Annotated in this window: 15 protein-coding genes and 1 pseudogene; 8 read left to right on the top strand and 8 right to left on the bottom strand. The window is 72.2% G+C overall.

The window, feature by feature from the left end:
- Positions 1–86: 86 nt before the first annotated feature.
- Positions 87–1,547, bottom strand: a complete 1,461-nt coding sequence (locus ACZ3KJ_RS08460) for an aldehyde dehydrogenase family protein (RefSeq protein WP_467525628.1) — start codon at positions 1,545–1,547, stop codon at positions 87–89.
- Between the two features lie 109 nt (positions 1,548–1,656).
- Complete coding sequence (locus tag ACZ3KJ_RS08455; RefSeq protein ID WP_467525783.1) at positions 1,657–2,481, bottom strand: helix-turn-helix domain-containing protein; 825 nt, start codon at positions 2,479–2,481, stop codon at positions 1,657–1,659.
- A 354-nt stretch (positions 2,482–2,835) separates the two neighbouring features.
- On the opposite strand from ACZ3KJ_RS08455, the gene ACZ3KJ_RS08450 reads away from it, so the two are divergent.
- Positions 2,836–3,342: an ATP-binding protein gene (locus ACZ3KJ_RS08450; RefSeq protein ID WP_467525627.1), complete on the top strand. Its 507-nt coding sequence runs from the start codon at positions 2,836–2,838 to the stop codon at positions 3,340–3,342.
- Between the two features lie 204 nt (positions 3,343–3,546).
- Here the strand turns inward: ACZ3KJ_RS08450 and ACZ3KJ_RS08445 are convergent, their stop codons facing one another.
- The 5 genes from ACZ3KJ_RS08445 to rpmG all read right to left on the bottom strand — a co-directional run bounded on the left by ACZ3KJ_RS08445 (position 3,547) and on the right by rpmG (position 6,533).
- Entirely contained in the window at positions 3,547–3,807 is a 261-nt protein-coding gene (locus tag ACZ3KJ_RS08445; RefSeq protein ID WP_389524979.1) for a DUF397 domain-containing protein, read from the bottom strand.
- A gap of 768 nt (positions 3,808–4,575) precedes the next feature.
- Positions 4,576–4,818, bottom strand: a complete 243-nt coding sequence (rpsR, locus tag ACZ3KJ_RS08440) for a 30S ribosomal protein S18 (RefSeq protein ID WP_467525624.1) — start codon at positions 4,816–4,818, stop codon at positions 4,576–4,578.
- Positions 4,819–4,824: 6 nt separating this feature from the next.
- Positions 4,825–6,108, bottom strand: coding sequence for a GTP-binding protein (locus ACZ3KJ_RS08435; RefSeq protein WP_467525622.1), 1,284 nt, complete (start codon positions 6,106–6,108; stop codon positions 4,825–4,827).
- Entirely contained in the window at positions 6,105–6,359 is a 255-nt protein-coding gene (locus tag ACZ3KJ_RS08430; RefSeq protein WP_467525621.1) for a type B 50S ribosomal protein L31, read from the bottom strand. The genes ACZ3KJ_RS08435 and ACZ3KJ_RS08430 overlap by 4 nt, the downstream gene beginning before the upstream one ends.
- A gap of 9 nt (positions 6,360–6,368) precedes the next feature.
- Complete coding sequence (gene rpmG / locus ACZ3KJ_RS08425) at positions 6,369–6,533, bottom strand: 50S ribosomal protein L33 (RefSeq protein WP_467525619.1); 165 nt, start codon at positions 6,531–6,533, stop codon at positions 6,369–6,371.
- A gap of 62 nt (positions 6,534–6,595) precedes the next feature.
- Here rpmG and rpmB point away from each other — a divergent pair, with 62 nt between their 5' ends.
- The 6 genes and pseudogenes from rpmB to ACZ3KJ_RS08395 all read left to right on the top strand — a co-directional run bounded on the left by rpmB (position 6,596) and on the right by ACZ3KJ_RS08395 (position 10,569).
- A complete protein-coding gene (gene rpmB, locus ACZ3KJ_RS08420) occupies positions 6,596–6,832 on the top strand; it encodes a 50S ribosomal protein L28 (protein ID WP_385066022.1) in 237 nt (78 codons plus the stop codon).
- Positions 6,832–7,137, top strand: a complete 306-nt coding sequence (gene rpsN, locus ACZ3KJ_RS08415) for a 30S ribosomal protein S14 (protein ID WP_467525617.1) — start codon at positions 6,832–6,834, stop codon at positions 7,135–7,137. Before rpmB ends, rpsN begins: the two co-directional genes overlap by 1 nt.
- Positions 7,138–7,791: 654 nt before the next feature.
- Complete coding sequence (locus ACZ3KJ_RS08410) at positions 7,792–8,304, top strand: hypothetical protein (RefSeq protein ID WP_467525782.1); 513 nt, start codon at positions 7,792–7,794, stop codon at positions 8,302–8,304.
- 223 nt (positions 8,305–8,527) lie between these two features.
- A complete protein-coding gene (locus ACZ3KJ_RS08405; protein WP_467525615.1) occupies positions 8,528–9,058 on the top strand; it encodes a DUF4232 domain-containing protein in 531 nt (176 codons plus the stop codon).
- Positions 9,059–9,144: 86 nt separating this feature from the next.
- A pseudogene (locus ACZ3KJ_RS08400) lies at positions 9,145–9,720 on the top strand (RICIN domain-containing protein); the annotation flags it as partial.
- Positions 9,721–9,723: 3 nt separating this feature from the next.
- On the top strand, positions 9,724–10,569 hold the full coding sequence (locus tag ACZ3KJ_RS08395) for a pectate lyase (RefSeq protein ID WP_467525780.1): 846 nt from the start codon (positions 9,724–9,726) through the stop codon (positions 10,567–10,569).
- 75 nt (positions 10,570–10,644) lie between these two features.
- On the opposite strand, the gene ACZ3KJ_RS08390 is transcribed toward ACZ3KJ_RS08395, so the two are convergent.
- On the bottom strand, positions 10,645–11,763 hold the full coding sequence (locus ACZ3KJ_RS08390; RefSeq protein WP_467525614.1) for a DUF2786 domain-containing protein: 1,119 nt from the start codon (positions 11,761–11,763) through the stop codon (positions 10,645–10,647).
- A 137-nt stretch (positions 11,764–11,900) separates the two neighbouring features.
- Between ACZ3KJ_RS08390 and ACZ3KJ_RS08385 the strand changes: the two genes are divergently transcribed.
- Entirely contained in the window at positions 11,901–12,668 is a 768-nt protein-coding gene (locus tag ACZ3KJ_RS08385; protein WP_467525612.1) for a Clp protease N-terminal domain-containing protein, read from the top strand.
- Positions 12,669–12,760: the final 92 nt, after the last annotated feature.

The following is a 12,760-nucleotide window of genomic DNA, read 5'->3' as shown; positions in this document are numbered from 1 at the left end:
GGCCCAGGGGCGAGGACCGGCCTCTGCGACCCGACCTGAACGCCAGGGCGTGGCAGGCCCTGGAAAACGCCAGGGCCTGGCAGACCCTAGAACGGGAAGCCGCTCCGGCCGTGCTGGACGGAGATCCACTTGGTGGTGGTGAACGCCTCCAGCGTCGTCTCGCCGTTGAGACGGCCGACGCCCGAGTTCTTCTCGCCGCCGAAGGGCACGAGGGGCTCGTCGTGGACGGTGCCGTCGTTGACGTGGAACATGCCGGTGTCGATCCGCTGGGCGAAGCGGACGCCGCGCTCGACGTCGCCGGTGTGGACGGCGCCGCTGAGGCCGTACGGGGTGTCGTTGACGAGGCGGACGGCCTCTTCCTCGCCGTCGAAGGGGATGAGGAAGGCGACCGGGCCGAAGAGTTCCTGGCGCAGCAGGGGCGAGTCGGCGGGGACGTCCGTGAGGACGCTGGGCTCGACGAGGTTGTCGGTGGTGGTGCCGTGGACGAGTGCCGTCGCGCCGCCCGCGACGGCCTGCTCCACGGCGGCCGTCAGGGACTCCGCCTGAGAGGAGTTGATGACCGGGCCGATCACCGTCTGCGGGTCGCTCGGGTCGCCGGCCTTGAGGGACTTCACCTTGGCGACGAACTTCTCGGTGAACTCGTCGGCGATCGAGCGGTCGACCAGGACGCGGTTGGCGGCCATGCAGACCTGGCCCTGGTGGACGTAGCGGCTGAAGACGGCCGCGTCGACGGCGTAGTCGACGTCGGCGTCGTCGAGGACCACGAGGGCGCTGTTGCCGCCCAGTTCCAGGACCGTGCGCTTGAAGTGCGCGGCGCAGACGGTGGCGACGTGACGGCCGACCTTGTCGGAGCCGGTGAAGGAGATGACCCGCGGGACGGGGTGCTCGAGGAAGGCGTCACCGATCTCGGCGACGTCGGTGAGGACCACGTTCAGCAGGCCGGCGGGCAGGCCCGCGTCCTCGAAGAGCTTCGCGACCAGGGTGCCGCCGACGATCGGGGTGTCCTGGTGGGGTTTGAGGACCACGGCGTTGCCGAGCGCCAGGGCGGGCGCGACGGACTTCAGCGACAGCAGGAAGGGGAAGTTGAAGGGGCTGATCACGCCGACGACGCCCACCGGGAGGCGGTAGAGGCGGTTCTCCTTGCCGTCGACCGGCGAGGGGATGATCCGGCCCTCGGGGCGCAGCGCCAGGTGGATCGACTCGCGCAGGAACTCCTTGGCGAGGTGCAGTTCGAAGGCGGCCTTGAGGCCGGTGCCGCCGAGCTCGGCGATGATCGCCTCGGTGATCTCCCGCTCGCGCTCCTCGACCAGGCGCAGCACCTTCTCGAAGACGGCACGGCGGGCGTAGGCGTTGGTCGCGGCCCAGGCCTTCTGGGCGCGGGCGGCGGCCCGGTAGGCCTGATCGACTTCGTCGACCGTGGCTATCGTGATCGAGGCGAGCTTCTCGCCGTCATAGGGGTTGAGGTCGATGATGTCCCACGAGCCGGTGCCCGGGCGCCACTCACCGTCGATGTACTGCTGGGCCAGGTCGGTGAAGTACGACGACATGTGATCCCTCAATCCCCTGCGCTGCGACCGACGTCACGATCTGAATGGACGTCATGGTACGAGCGCGGCAAGGGGGTTGTGGCTCCTCCGGGGTTCTCTGGGGAAAACCCTAGGAAAGCTGGAGCAGACCGCGCAGCAGGTCCCGGCTCTCGTCGGGCCCGGGGCTGTCCTGCTGGAGCTCCTTCAGCGCCTGCTCGTACTGGGCGACGTCCTCGCGCTTGTCCAGGTAGAGGGCGCTGGTGAGCTGCTCCAGGTAGACGACGTCCGAGAGGTCCGACTCCGGGAAGCTGAGGATGGTGAAGGCGCCGCTCTCCCCGGAGTGCCCGCCGAAGCCGAACGGCATGATCTGGAGCCGCACGTTGGGGCGCTCGGAGATGTCGATCAGGTGCTGGAGCTGCCCGCGCATCACCTCGCGGTCGCCGTAGGGCCGGCGCAGGGCGGCCTCGTCGAGGACGATGTGGAAGTCGGGGGCGTTCTCGGCCACCAGGTACTTCTGCCGCTCCAGGCGCAGCGCCACCCGGCGGTCGATGTCGGCCACGCTCGCGCCCTTCATGCCGCGCCGCACGACCGCGTGCGCGTACGCCTCGGTCTGGAGCAGACCGTGCACGAACTGCACCTCGTAGGCGCGGATCAGCGAGGCGGCACCCTCCAGGCCGACGTACGTCGGGAACCAGTTGGGCAGGACGTCGGAGTAACTGTGCCACCAGCCCGCCACGTTGGCCTCGCGGGCGAGCGAGACGAGCGCCTGGCGCTCGGTGTCGTCCGTGATGCCGTACAGCGTCAACAGGTCCTCGACGTCTCGCGTCTTGAAGCTCACCCGTCCCAGCTCCATGCGGCTGATCTTCGACTCCGACGCACGGATCGAGTAGCCGGCCGCCTCGCGCGTGATGCCGCGCGCCTCCCGCAGTCGCCGTAGTTGCGAGCCGAGCAGCATCCGCCGCACCACCGATCCGGGCTCTCCCGCGCTCACCTTCGCCAGCCTCCCCAACCGTTCTCAGGGTCCCGCAGTCTGCCACTAAAACACTTCGAGCTGTACTCGTCCGATTACAGAGATGGAAAGAAGCCAAAGGATACGCACAGAGTGCCTTCAGGGAAGAGGGGGGAGAAGGCAAGGGCCTGCCCCTGATCGGCAAGAAGATGGCGGAAAAAATGGCCAAGAAGCGGTACGGGGAGGTCCATTTCGGTCACGTGCACGTGCATCTGCCCTTGCATCTGCTCTACGCATCGGAAACGATGGTCTCGCGCCACCGCTGCATCGCAACGACCGCGAATCCCGGGAGTGCCTCGCATGGGGACGAATGGATCGACCATGCTCGAGCCGTTACGGCAGGGCCTTCCGCCGCTTGATCCCGCGGCCGTGTCCGACGCCGCCTCCTGCGCACTGCCCGCCCGCTACGAAGCGGTGCGCGACGCACGGCGGTTCACCCGCAGAACGCTCGGACAGTGGGACGTCGGCGACCGTTTCGACGACGTCTGCCTGGTCGTCTCCGAACTGGTGACCAACGCCCTGCGGCACGGACTGCCGTCCGACTGCGCCACCCGCCTCCCGCACGAGCAGCACCCGCCCGTGCGCCTGCACCTGATGCGGTGGACCGGGCGGCTGGTGTGCGCGGTGCGCGATCCCAGCGACGACAGCCCGCTGCCGCGCGAGGCGGACGACTTCGCCGCCGAGTGCGGCCGCGGTCTGTTCCTGGTCGACTCCTTCGCCGACGGCTGGGGCTGGCACCCGTTCGCCGGCACACTGGGCGGCAAGGTCGTGTGGGCGCTGTTCCGGCTGCCCACCGCGGACGAATGAGAACCGCGGCGTCTTGTGACGCCGCGGTTCTACGCGCGTCGTAGCCACTTTTCCACCCCTTCCCGCAGAAACTCCGCCGCCACCACCACCATCGCCACCGCCAGACAGCCAGGCAGCCGGCGATGAACAGCGGGCACAGACGGCGGACGACAGACCGCAGACGGCAGACGGCAGACGGTGGTCAGCTCAGGCGGCAGACGGTGGTCAGCTCGCGATCAGGTGGTCGAACTCGCCGTCCTTGATGCCCAGCAGCATCGCCTCGATCTCGGCACGCGTGTAGACGAGCGCGGGACCGTCCGGGAAGCGCGAGTTGCGCACGGCCACCTCACCGCCGGGCAACCGCGCGAACTCCACGCAGGACCCCTGTGAATTGCTGTGCCGGCTCTTCTGCCAGGCAACCCCGGACAACTGTGTGGCCGCCATGCCGTTGTACACGTCATGCCCCCCGTCAACGTCGTGGTCCACAGGTCGCCTCCTGGTGGTGCACTGGCTCGTGTGGCCATAGGTGCCGTGGTCAACTGTTCCGGATCATAACCCCGTTCATGTGCAGCTGCATGAGCAGATGCACGTGCACACCGGGTGCCTGAGCGGTTACAGCGGGGACGCCCGCCGTACCCGATGCGTTCGTCCTCAGCTCCCCGTCGCGCGTCTGCCCCGGGGTCCACGGGCCATGCGACCACCGGTTCCTGTGGGCGGGCCCGCGGCCGCGCGGGCCCGCCCACAGATGGTTCGGATCGAACTATCGCGCACAGGAGAAGACGCACCGGGTGGCGCCCGTGTTCCGCCGTCGCGCAGCCGGTTCGGCGGGCGACGCACCGTGCACACCGCGGGTTCCGGCCGGGGCCCCCGCGCCCGGGCGGACGCGGACCGTCCACTCGCCGTGGCCGCGCGGCGCACGGGCGGCCCGCGAGGCCCTCGCGCCGCGCGAACCGGAACGCCACGCACCTCCTCCGCCTCCCGGCGCGAACAGGCCGGGGGCGCCTCCCCCGCGCCCGGCGTCCGCGACAAGCGCTCGCCCCCGCGGACGACGGGGAGATCGTCCACGGGGGCGAGTGGCGGGACCGGCGCGCACACGGCCGCGCCGAGGGCACGTCGGCGCAGATTCACCCGGATCCGGCACGCGACGGAACCGGACAGCGGTCGTACTCCCGCTCCTCCGAAAGGCACTCGGGCATACGCCATCGGCGGGACCGTTTCTCCGCAGGTGGCCGATCTCCGCTGCTGTCCTCGGCGTCAGCGGCCGCCGTACGGCAGGAGGGCCATCTCCCGGGCGTTCTTGATCGCGCGGGCCACCTGGCACTGCTGCCGGGCCGAGATCCGGGTGACCCGGCGGCTGCGGATCTTGCCGCGGTCGGAGAGGAACGTCCGCAGCAGGTCGGTGTCCTTGTAGTCGATGTAGTCGATGTACGTGATCCGGGCCCGGTCCAGCGGGTTGGGCCGGTTCCGGGCGGGCTCGCGCTCGCTCCTGCGGGGCATCGGGGGTCAGACCTCCAGAAGGGTGTCGAAGGCGGGCGGCAGCCGCTTCCAGGCGTCGCGCCCGGCGGCGTACTCGGCGTCGGTGAGCAGGCAGGACTCCAGCAGACCGGTCAGACCGTCCCGGTCGAGCGCGGGGGACGTGAAGACCAGGTGCTGGCAGCGGTCGCCGTGTTCGGGGTGCCAGTCCAGCGCGGCGGCCGCGCGGCGCACCGGCGGCACCAGGTCCCAGGCCGCGTCGGGCAGGGACGCGAGCCACGGCCCGGCCGGCTCCACGCACAGGGCTCCGCCGGCCGCGTCCCAGTGGAGCAGCGTGTCGGGCCGGTCGGCGAGCCAGAACCGGCCCCTGCTGCGGGCCGCGGCACAGGTCAGACCCTCCAGCGCCGCGTACAGCCGCTCCGGGTGGAAGGGGCGGCGGCGGTGCCAGACGAGCGTGGTGACGCCGTGCGCGTCGGCCTCGGCGGGCAGCAGCGCGCAGGCCGGGTGCTGTGCGGCGGCGGCCGCCTCCACGTCGAAGCCGGCGAGGGCGGCGGCGGCCAGCGGGGAACCGGGCGCGCCGGGCAGGGGTCCGGCGGGTGGAGGTGTGGGTGTGGGTGTGGCTGTGGGCGGGGTGCTCCCGGAGGCGGACGGCGGGGTGCCCGCCCGGTTTCCTTCCCGGTTCCCCTTCCGGTCCCCCTCCCGGTCCCCCGGCCGGCCGCCCGGCGCCGGGACCCCGACTCTGCGGGCCGTGGGGTGGAGCTGGGCCAGCAGCTCGTGGTCCTCGTCGTCGGCTTCCGGGGAGTCCACGACGGCCAGGACCGGGGCGTACTCCAGCTGCCGCGCGAAGGTGTCGGCGACGGTCCGCCGGTCGGTGGCGGCCGCGGCGAGGCCGACGTCCGCGAGGTCGTCGCCGTCGGCGAGGTACGGCAGCAGCAGCGCCGGGTCGACGGCCGTGATCACGCCGGTGACGGTGAGACCGCCGGCCACCACCGCCTCGGCCATGGCCTTGGGCTCGACGGAGTCCCACAGCTCGACCACCGCGAGCCGGGTGGTGCCGTCGTCGGCGAGGCGGCGCAGTTCGGGCACCATGTCCTCGCGCAGGGCGCAGCAGGCACAGTCGTCGACCAGGGGCGCCTCGCGGACCGAGAGGACGCCGGTGGCGTCCCGCACGGTCCGTACGACCGTGCCGGCGGCGGCCGTCGACAGGTCGTGGTGGAGGACGACGGCGCCGGGCACGTCGGCGAGCAGCCGCGCGACGGCGGCCCCGCGGGCGTCGGCGTGCAGCCCGCCGACCAGGACCACGGACAGGCTCACGCCCCGCCCCGCTTCCCGTACCGGAGCTCGAAGCGCTCCACGCGGCCGGCGGTGTCCAGGACGCGGGCGGTGCCGGTGTAGAAGGGGTGGCTGACGTTCGAGATCTCGACGTCCACGACCGGGTAGGTGTGCCCGTCCTCCCACTCGACCGTCTTCTCGCCGGTCATCGTCGAACGGGTGAGGAAGGCGTGGCCCGCGGCCCGGTCGCGGAAGACGACGGGACCGTAGGCGGGGTGGATTCCCTTGCGCATGGCGGTGGTTCAGCGCTCCTCTCGGAAGTCGACGTGACGGCCGACGACGGGGTCGTACTTGCGCAGGGTCATACGGTCCGGGTCGTTGCGGCGGTTCTTGCGGGTGACGTAGGTGTAGCCGGTGCCCGCCGTGGAGCGGAGTCCGACGACCGGGCGCAGTTCGTTGCGTGCCATGCTGATACCTTACTGAAAATGAATTCCATTAGCACTATGGCTTCAGGAGAGGTACGTCACCCATGTCCGCGCACTGCATGCTGACCGGCGCCCGGCCCGGCTTCGGCAACCGCGTCTCCCACTCCCACCGGCGCACCTCGCGCCGCTTCGACCCGAACATCCAGTCCAAGAGGTACTGGCTGCCCGGCGAAGGCCGGTACGTGCGGCTGCGGTTGAGCGCCCGCGGGATCCGGACCGTCGACGCGATCGGCGTCGAGGCCGCCGTGGCCCGGATCCGTGCCCGGGGGGTGCGGGTCTGATGGCGAAGAAGAGCAAGATCGCGAAGAACGAGCAGCGGCGGGAGACCGTCGCCCGGTACGCCGGGCGACGGGCCGAACTGAAGGAGATCCTCCGGCGCCCGTCGTCGACGGACGCGGAACGCCAGGCCGCTCGGCGCGAGCTGCGACGCCAGCCGCGCGACGCGAGCGCCACGCGCGTACGCAACCGTGACCAGGTGGACGGGCGGCCTCGGGGGTACTTCCGCACGTTCGGGCTGTCCCGGGTGAGCCTGCGGGAGCAGGCGCACGCGGGGTACCTGCCGGGCGTGCGGAAGGGGTCGTGGTGAAGGGGAAGACGGTGCGGGGTGGGCGGTCGCGGAGAGGACCGTCGCGGAGAGGGCAGTCGAGGAGAGGGCGGTCGCGGAGAGGCCGGTGGTGATGGGCGGTCGCTGAGGGGGTGGGGGCGGGCCGCCGGATGGCGGGCGGGATGCCCGGGCGGCGACTGTTCCGGGGACCATCCGGGGGGCCGCCGGGGATTGCGGCCGGGGTGCAGTCGATGGCGCGGCAGCGGTGCAGCCGGGGGTGTTGCCGGGGCAGGGACGGGACCGCCGCCGGGGTGCAGTCGGTGGCGCGGCAGGCGGGCAGCCAGGGGTCCAGCCAGGGCAGGGACGAGGGCGCCACCGGGGACGCGGCCGAGGTCCAGCCAGGGCAGGGACCAGGGCGCCACCGGGGACGCGGCCGAGGTCCAGCCAGGGCAGGGACCAGGGCGCCACCGGGGACGCGGCCGGGGTGCAGCCGGGGTGCGTCCGGGGGTGCTGCCATGGCAGGGGCGGCTGGTAGCTTGCTGCGGTCCTTCCGGCCGACCGGGCCGCCCGGCTACCGCTTGGGAGCTAGCAGTGACCACGGCGAACTTCTCGCGTACCACGCCCTCCTCGAGCCACTCCCCCTCCCTCCCGACCTCCGCTCCGGCGCGTCCCGCGCGCGGGACGGCCCCCCGGGCGGTGCGGGCCGCCGTCGTGACGGCCACGCTGGCGGGCGCGCTCGTGCTGACCGCGTGCGGCGACGGCGGCGGGTCCGACGACACGCCGTCGGCCACGTCCGGCACGGCGTCGAGCACGGCGTCGGGCGCGGCCGCCGGGGGCGGCACCGGCGGTACCGGCGGCTCCGGCGGCACCGGCGGGTCAGCGTCCGCGCAGGCCTCCTCCGAGCTGGAGGGCAGCTGGCTCGCCACCACGGACGGCAAGGCCGTCGCCCTGGTCGTCACCGGTTCGCAGGCCGCCCTCTTCGCGACCGGAGGGACCGTGTGCAGCGGGACCGCCGGCGACGAGGCGGGCATGCGGATGATCCACCTGAAGTGCACGACCGGTACGGACGACCGTACGACCGGCATGGTCGACTCCGTCGACGCCGACTCCCTCCGGATCACCTGGGAGGGTGGGGCCGGTCAGGAGACGTTCACCAGGGCGGAGGGCGGCCAGTTGCCGTCGGGGCTGCCTACGGCCGGCCTGGGGTGACCGGACGCCATGACCGCACGCCATGCCGCACGCCATGCCGCACGCCCTGGCCGGACGCCGTCCGGGCCCCGGGCGCCCGGCGACCGCATGCCGTCACCGGACCCTGTGACCGTCGTGGCCGGGGTCTGTGACCGGAGATCAGGAGGGCGGGGTGGGCGGCGGTTCGGGGCGGACATGCGTGATGATCCTTCGAGCACCGTCACGTCATGCAAGGGACCCATACATGCGCGCCGTTCCGATCACCGTCACCGCCCTCGCCGCCGCCTTCCTCCTCACCGCGTGCGGCGGCGGGGACGACAACTCCTCCGGTGGCGAGGAGAGCAAGGCCGCGTCCGGCTCCGCCTGTGCCGCCGGTGACCTCGCCATGGAGCTCGGCGCGGTGAACGCCGCTCCCGCCGCCGGGGACACCGGCAACGTCACCGTCACCGTCACGAACAACGGCGCCGAGTGCACCCTGGACGGCTTCCCCGAGGTCGAGTTCGACGCCGACGGCGCCAGCACCGCCGTCCCGCGGAACGAGGCCGCCGAGGCACAGGAGCTGACCCTGCCGGAGCAGGGCACGACCTCCTTCACGATCACGTACGTCCGTGCCGAGGAGGGCGCCTCGGAGGGTCTCGCCGTGACGACGGTGAAGTACGGGCTGCCGGGCGGCGAGGCGGACCAGAGCTTCGATTGGACGTACGGCGACGTGGCGCTGAAGGGCGAGGACACCCCGGACGCCTCGGTGAGCGCCTTCCAGCAGGCGGGCGACTGACCGTCAAGAACCGTTCTGTCGTGGGCCCGGGAAAAAAATCTCGCCGCCCGGCAACCTCCGGCCGGGCGGCGGCGACAAAGGGCCAGATGGACGAGGAAGGCCATCGCACGCCGAACGAAAGCTGCGACATGAGTACAGAGACAGCCCCACGCCCGGGGCACCGCCGGAGGACCGGACGCCGCCGTACCGTCCTGGTCGGTGCCATCGCCGCATCGCTGGTCGGCGGCGCCGTCGTCGGCGGAGTGCTGATGACGGCGTCCGCCTCCGGACCGGGCGCGGGCACCTACCGTCTGGTGAACTCGGACGGCACCTGTCTGGAGGTCCCCTCGGCGAGCACGGCGGACGGTGTCCAGCTGACGCTGGCCACGTGCGACGGGGGCGCCGACCAGAGCTGGAAGCTGACCGCGTCCGGGGACGGGTTCACCGTGGCGTCCTCCGCCACCGGGCTGTGCGCCGGGGTCCAGGGCGACTCGGCCTCCGCCGGCAAGGCCGTACAGCAACAGACCTGCGACGACGGCACCTCGCAGGTCTGGCGGATCAGCGCGCTGGACGACGCGTACCACCTGGTCAACGCGCACAGCGAGAAGTGCCTGAACACCAAGTCCGCGCGGGCGCAGCAGAACTCCTGCGACAAGGCGGCCACCAAGAGCTGGACCCTGGAGACGGTGAGCGGCGCGTCGGCCACGCCGTCGGCCGGTGCCACGACGTCCGCCTCCGCGTCCCCGTCGGCCACCGCCACCACCTCTGCCTCGGCCACCGCCTCCGCGACGACGACGGCGACGGCGACGGCGAGCGCCACGGCCTCCAGCGGCACCACGTTCGCCTCCTGGCCCACGGCCACCGGCGAGCAGGCCGTCACCGAGACCATCGAGGTGAGCGGGACGTACGACGGCTCCCTGAAGCGCTTCTACGGTTCGGGCGACCTGGGCGGCGACGGCCAGGACGAGGGCCAGGACCCGATCTTCAAGCTCGCCGACGGCGCGACGCTGAAGAACGTGATCCTCGGCTCCCCGGCCGCCGACGGCGTCCACTGCTCCGGCAGCTGCACGCTCCAGAACGTGTGGTGGGAGGACGTCGGCGAGGACGCCGCGACCTTCAAGGGCAAGTCCTCCTCGGCGACCTACGTGATCGACGGCGGCGGTGCGCAGAAGGCCGACGACAAGGTCTTCCAGCACAACGGCGCCGGCACCCTGACCATCAAGAACTTCCAGGTCTCCGACTTCGGCAAGCTCTACCGGTCGTGCGGCAACTGCTCGACGCAGTACACCCGGCACGTGGTGGTCAGCAACGTCCAGGTCACCAGCCCCGGCAAGGTCGTCGTCGGGATCAACTCCAACTACGGTGACACGGCCACGCTGTCCGACGTGACGATCGTCGGTGACAGCAGCAAGAAGATCACCGTGTGCGAGCGTTTCGAGGGCAACAGCAGCGGCGACGAGCCGACCGAGCTGGGCAGCGGCCCGGACGGTACGTACTGCATCTACGACTCCTCGGACGTGACCTACCAGTAGGCCCTGTCCGCCCGTCCCGCCCGCCGTGTCACCGGACCGGCGGGCGGGCCGCGTCCGGCCCCGCCCGCGCGGAGCTCATCCGGGCAGGCGGGGCCGGGAGCTCATCCGGGCCCGGTCCGCCGCCCGGGCGCCCTCCGTCCAGCCCGCCTCGTCGGTCACGCCCCGCAGACGGGTGGTGACGGTCTCCGGGAACATGCGGTCCGTCGCGTCGGTGACCGCGAGGTCGCGGGTGGCGAGGACCGGGAGCAGGTCGTCGGTCACCTGGGTCCCGGCGGCCTCCGCGAGGCGGGTGCCGATGCGGTGGGCGTAAGCGGCGAGGAAGGACTGGCGGAAGGTCTTGGTGCGTCTGCGGCCGCCCGCCCGCTGGGCCGCCTCCGCCCTGGTCAGCGCGGTCTGCGCCTGCACCAGCAGGGACGTGAAGAGCAGTTCCACCACCTCCAGGTCGGCCTCGAACCCGACGACCGTGGAGAAGCAGAAGGGTTCGTTCCACACCGCCCGGCAGTGGTTGGCGTCGGCGACCGCGTCCAGGAGCACCGCCTTGGCCTGCTCGTACGGCGGCTCCACGCCGATCCGGCAGGCGCCGGGGGCGTCCGGAGCCGGGGCCTGGGCGTCGAGCAGGGCCTCGTCGACGCTGTGCCGGGCCATCAGTTCCTGCGCCTTCGCGGTGAGCGCCTCCGCCTCCTCCGGGTATCCGGTCGCCTCCGCCTTGGCGAGCAGGGCGCGGATGCGGGTGAGCATGCGGGAGTCGGAGCGGGCCGCCCGGTCCCGGCGCGGTTCCTGGAGGGGTTCGAGGGTGGGCAGGCGCAGCAGCAGGCGGTACAGCTCCAGGACCGCGGTGGCGTGCGAGAAGCGGTCGGTGCGCGGCGGGGCCTCCACGGGGAGCTCCTCCAGCTGAGCCGTCCAGCGCCGGCCGCGCGGGCGCCCCTCCTCCCGGCGTTCCTGGGCGCGGATCAGTGACGCGAGCAGGCGGACGTGGGGCTCGTCCAGGTCGCGGCGCACGAGCCGTACGACGTCGGCGGGCTGCCAGCCGCGCCGCCAGGCCGCCGCCACGAACTCCTCACCGCGCCGCGCGAGTCCGGCGTCCGCCGAAGGGTCGGCGGCGAGCAGGGACGCGCCCTCGTCGAGGGCGGTGTCGCCCGTTTCGTAGAGGGCTGCGCGGAGGGCGCGGTCGACGGTGGGCGTGCTGCTGGTCATCCGGTGATGGTGTCACGCGGGCGGGGACGATACGGAGTCCCGGAGAGTGTCAACTCAGGATTGACGGCCTACGACGGACTTCAGGCGACTGTCAACTCGGGGTTGACGGGTTACCGCCGTCAACCTACGGTTGACACATGACTTCTTCCTCCCAGGGACCCACGTCGTCCATCCGTCTCGACGACCTCATCCACGCGATCAAGAAGGTCCACCCGGAACCCCTCGCCCAGCTCCAGGACGCGGTCATCGCGGCCGAGCACCTCGATGACGTGGCCGACCACCTGATCGGCCACTTCGTCGACCAGGCCCGCCGTTCGGGCGCCTCCTGGACGGACATCGGCAGGAGCATGGGCGTGACGCGGCAGGCCGCGCAGAAGAGGTTCGTGCCCAAGGAGTCGACCGACCTCGACCCGAGCCAGGGCTTCAACCGGTACACCCCGCGCGCGCGGAACGTCGTCATGGCCGCCCACACCGAGGCCCGGGCGGCCCGCACACCGGAGGGCCTCCCCGCCCACCTGGTCCTGGGGCTGCTCGCCGAGCCGGAGAGCATCGCGGCGAAGGCCCTCGCCGCGCAGGGCGTCTCCGCGGACACCGTCCGCGAGGCCGCCACGGCCGCGCTGCCGCCCGCCGCCGAGGAGGTGCCCGAGCTCATCCCCTACGGCTCGGACGCCAAGAAGGTCCTGGAACTCACCTTCCGCGAGGCCCTCCGCCTCGGCCACAACTACATCGGCACCGAGCACGTCCTCCTGGCCCTCCTGGAGTTCGAGAACGGCGAGGGCGTCCTCAGCGGCCTCGGCATCCGCAAGACGGAGGTCGAGCGGTACGTGGCGGAAGCGCTCACCGAGATGGTGAAGGCGCAGGAGGGCGAGCAGGAGGGAGAGGGAGCGGCAGCGCAGGGGGACTGAGCGAGGGCCGGGCCGGGCCGTTCGGGCTCGCCGGCCACGGACGCGCGGGGCGTTGAGTCAGACCCCCGAGCAATGCCGCGTACATCCTCACT

The sequence above is a fragment of the Streptomyces sp. NPDC003248 genome (genome assembly GCF_055563235.1).
Note: the sequence above shows the minus strand (reverse complement) of the source record. Positions and strands in the feature narration are given on the sequence as shown.

Excerpts from the sequence above, each read along its gene's own strand:
- rpsR (WP_467525624.1), bottom strand. The coding sequence starts at position 4,818 with ATGCCCCGCAGGAGCGAGCGCGAGCCCGCCCGGAACCGGCCCAACCCG.
- ACZ3KJ_RS08385 (WP_467525612.1), top strand. The coding sequence starts at position 11,901 with ATGACTTCTTCCTCCCAGGGACCCACGTCGTCCATCCGTCTCGACGAC.
- rpmG (WP_467525619.1), bottom strand. The coding sequence starts at position 6,533 with ATGGCACGCAACGAACTGCGCCCGGTCGTCGGACTCCGCTCCACGGCG.
- ACZ3KJ_RS08430 (WP_467525621.1), bottom strand. The coding sequence starts at position 6,359 with ATGCGCAAGGGAATCCACCCCGCCTACGGTCCCGTCGTCTTCCGCGAC.
- ACZ3KJ_RS08405 (WP_467525615.1), top strand. The coding sequence starts at position 8,528 with ATGCGCGCCGTTCCGATCACCGTCACCGCCCTCGCCGCCGCCTTCCTC.
- rpmB (WP_385066022.1), top strand. The coding sequence starts at position 6,596 with ATGTCCGCGCACTGCATGCTGACCGGCGCCCGGCCCGGCTTCGGCAAC.
- ACZ3KJ_RS08460 (WP_467525628.1), bottom strand. The coding sequence starts at position 1,547 with ATGTCGTCGTACTTCACCGACCTGGCCCAGCAGTACATCGACGGTGAG.
- ACZ3KJ_RS08450 (WP_467525627.1), top strand. The coding sequence starts at position 2,836 with ATGGGGACGAATGGATCGACCATGCTCGAGCCGTTACGGCAGGGCCTT.
- rpsN (WP_467525617.1), top strand. The coding sequence starts at position 6,832 with ATGGCGAAGAAGAGCAAGATCGCGAAGAACGAGCAGCGGCGGGAGACC.
- ACZ3KJ_RS08455 (WP_467525783.1), bottom strand. The coding sequence starts at position 2,481 with ATGCTGCTCGGCTCGCAACTACGGCGACTGCGGGAGGCGCGCGGCATC.
- ACZ3KJ_RS08390 (WP_467525614.1), bottom strand. The coding sequence starts at position 11,763 with ATGACCAGCAGCACGCCCACCGTCGACCGCGCCCTCCGCGCAGCCCTC.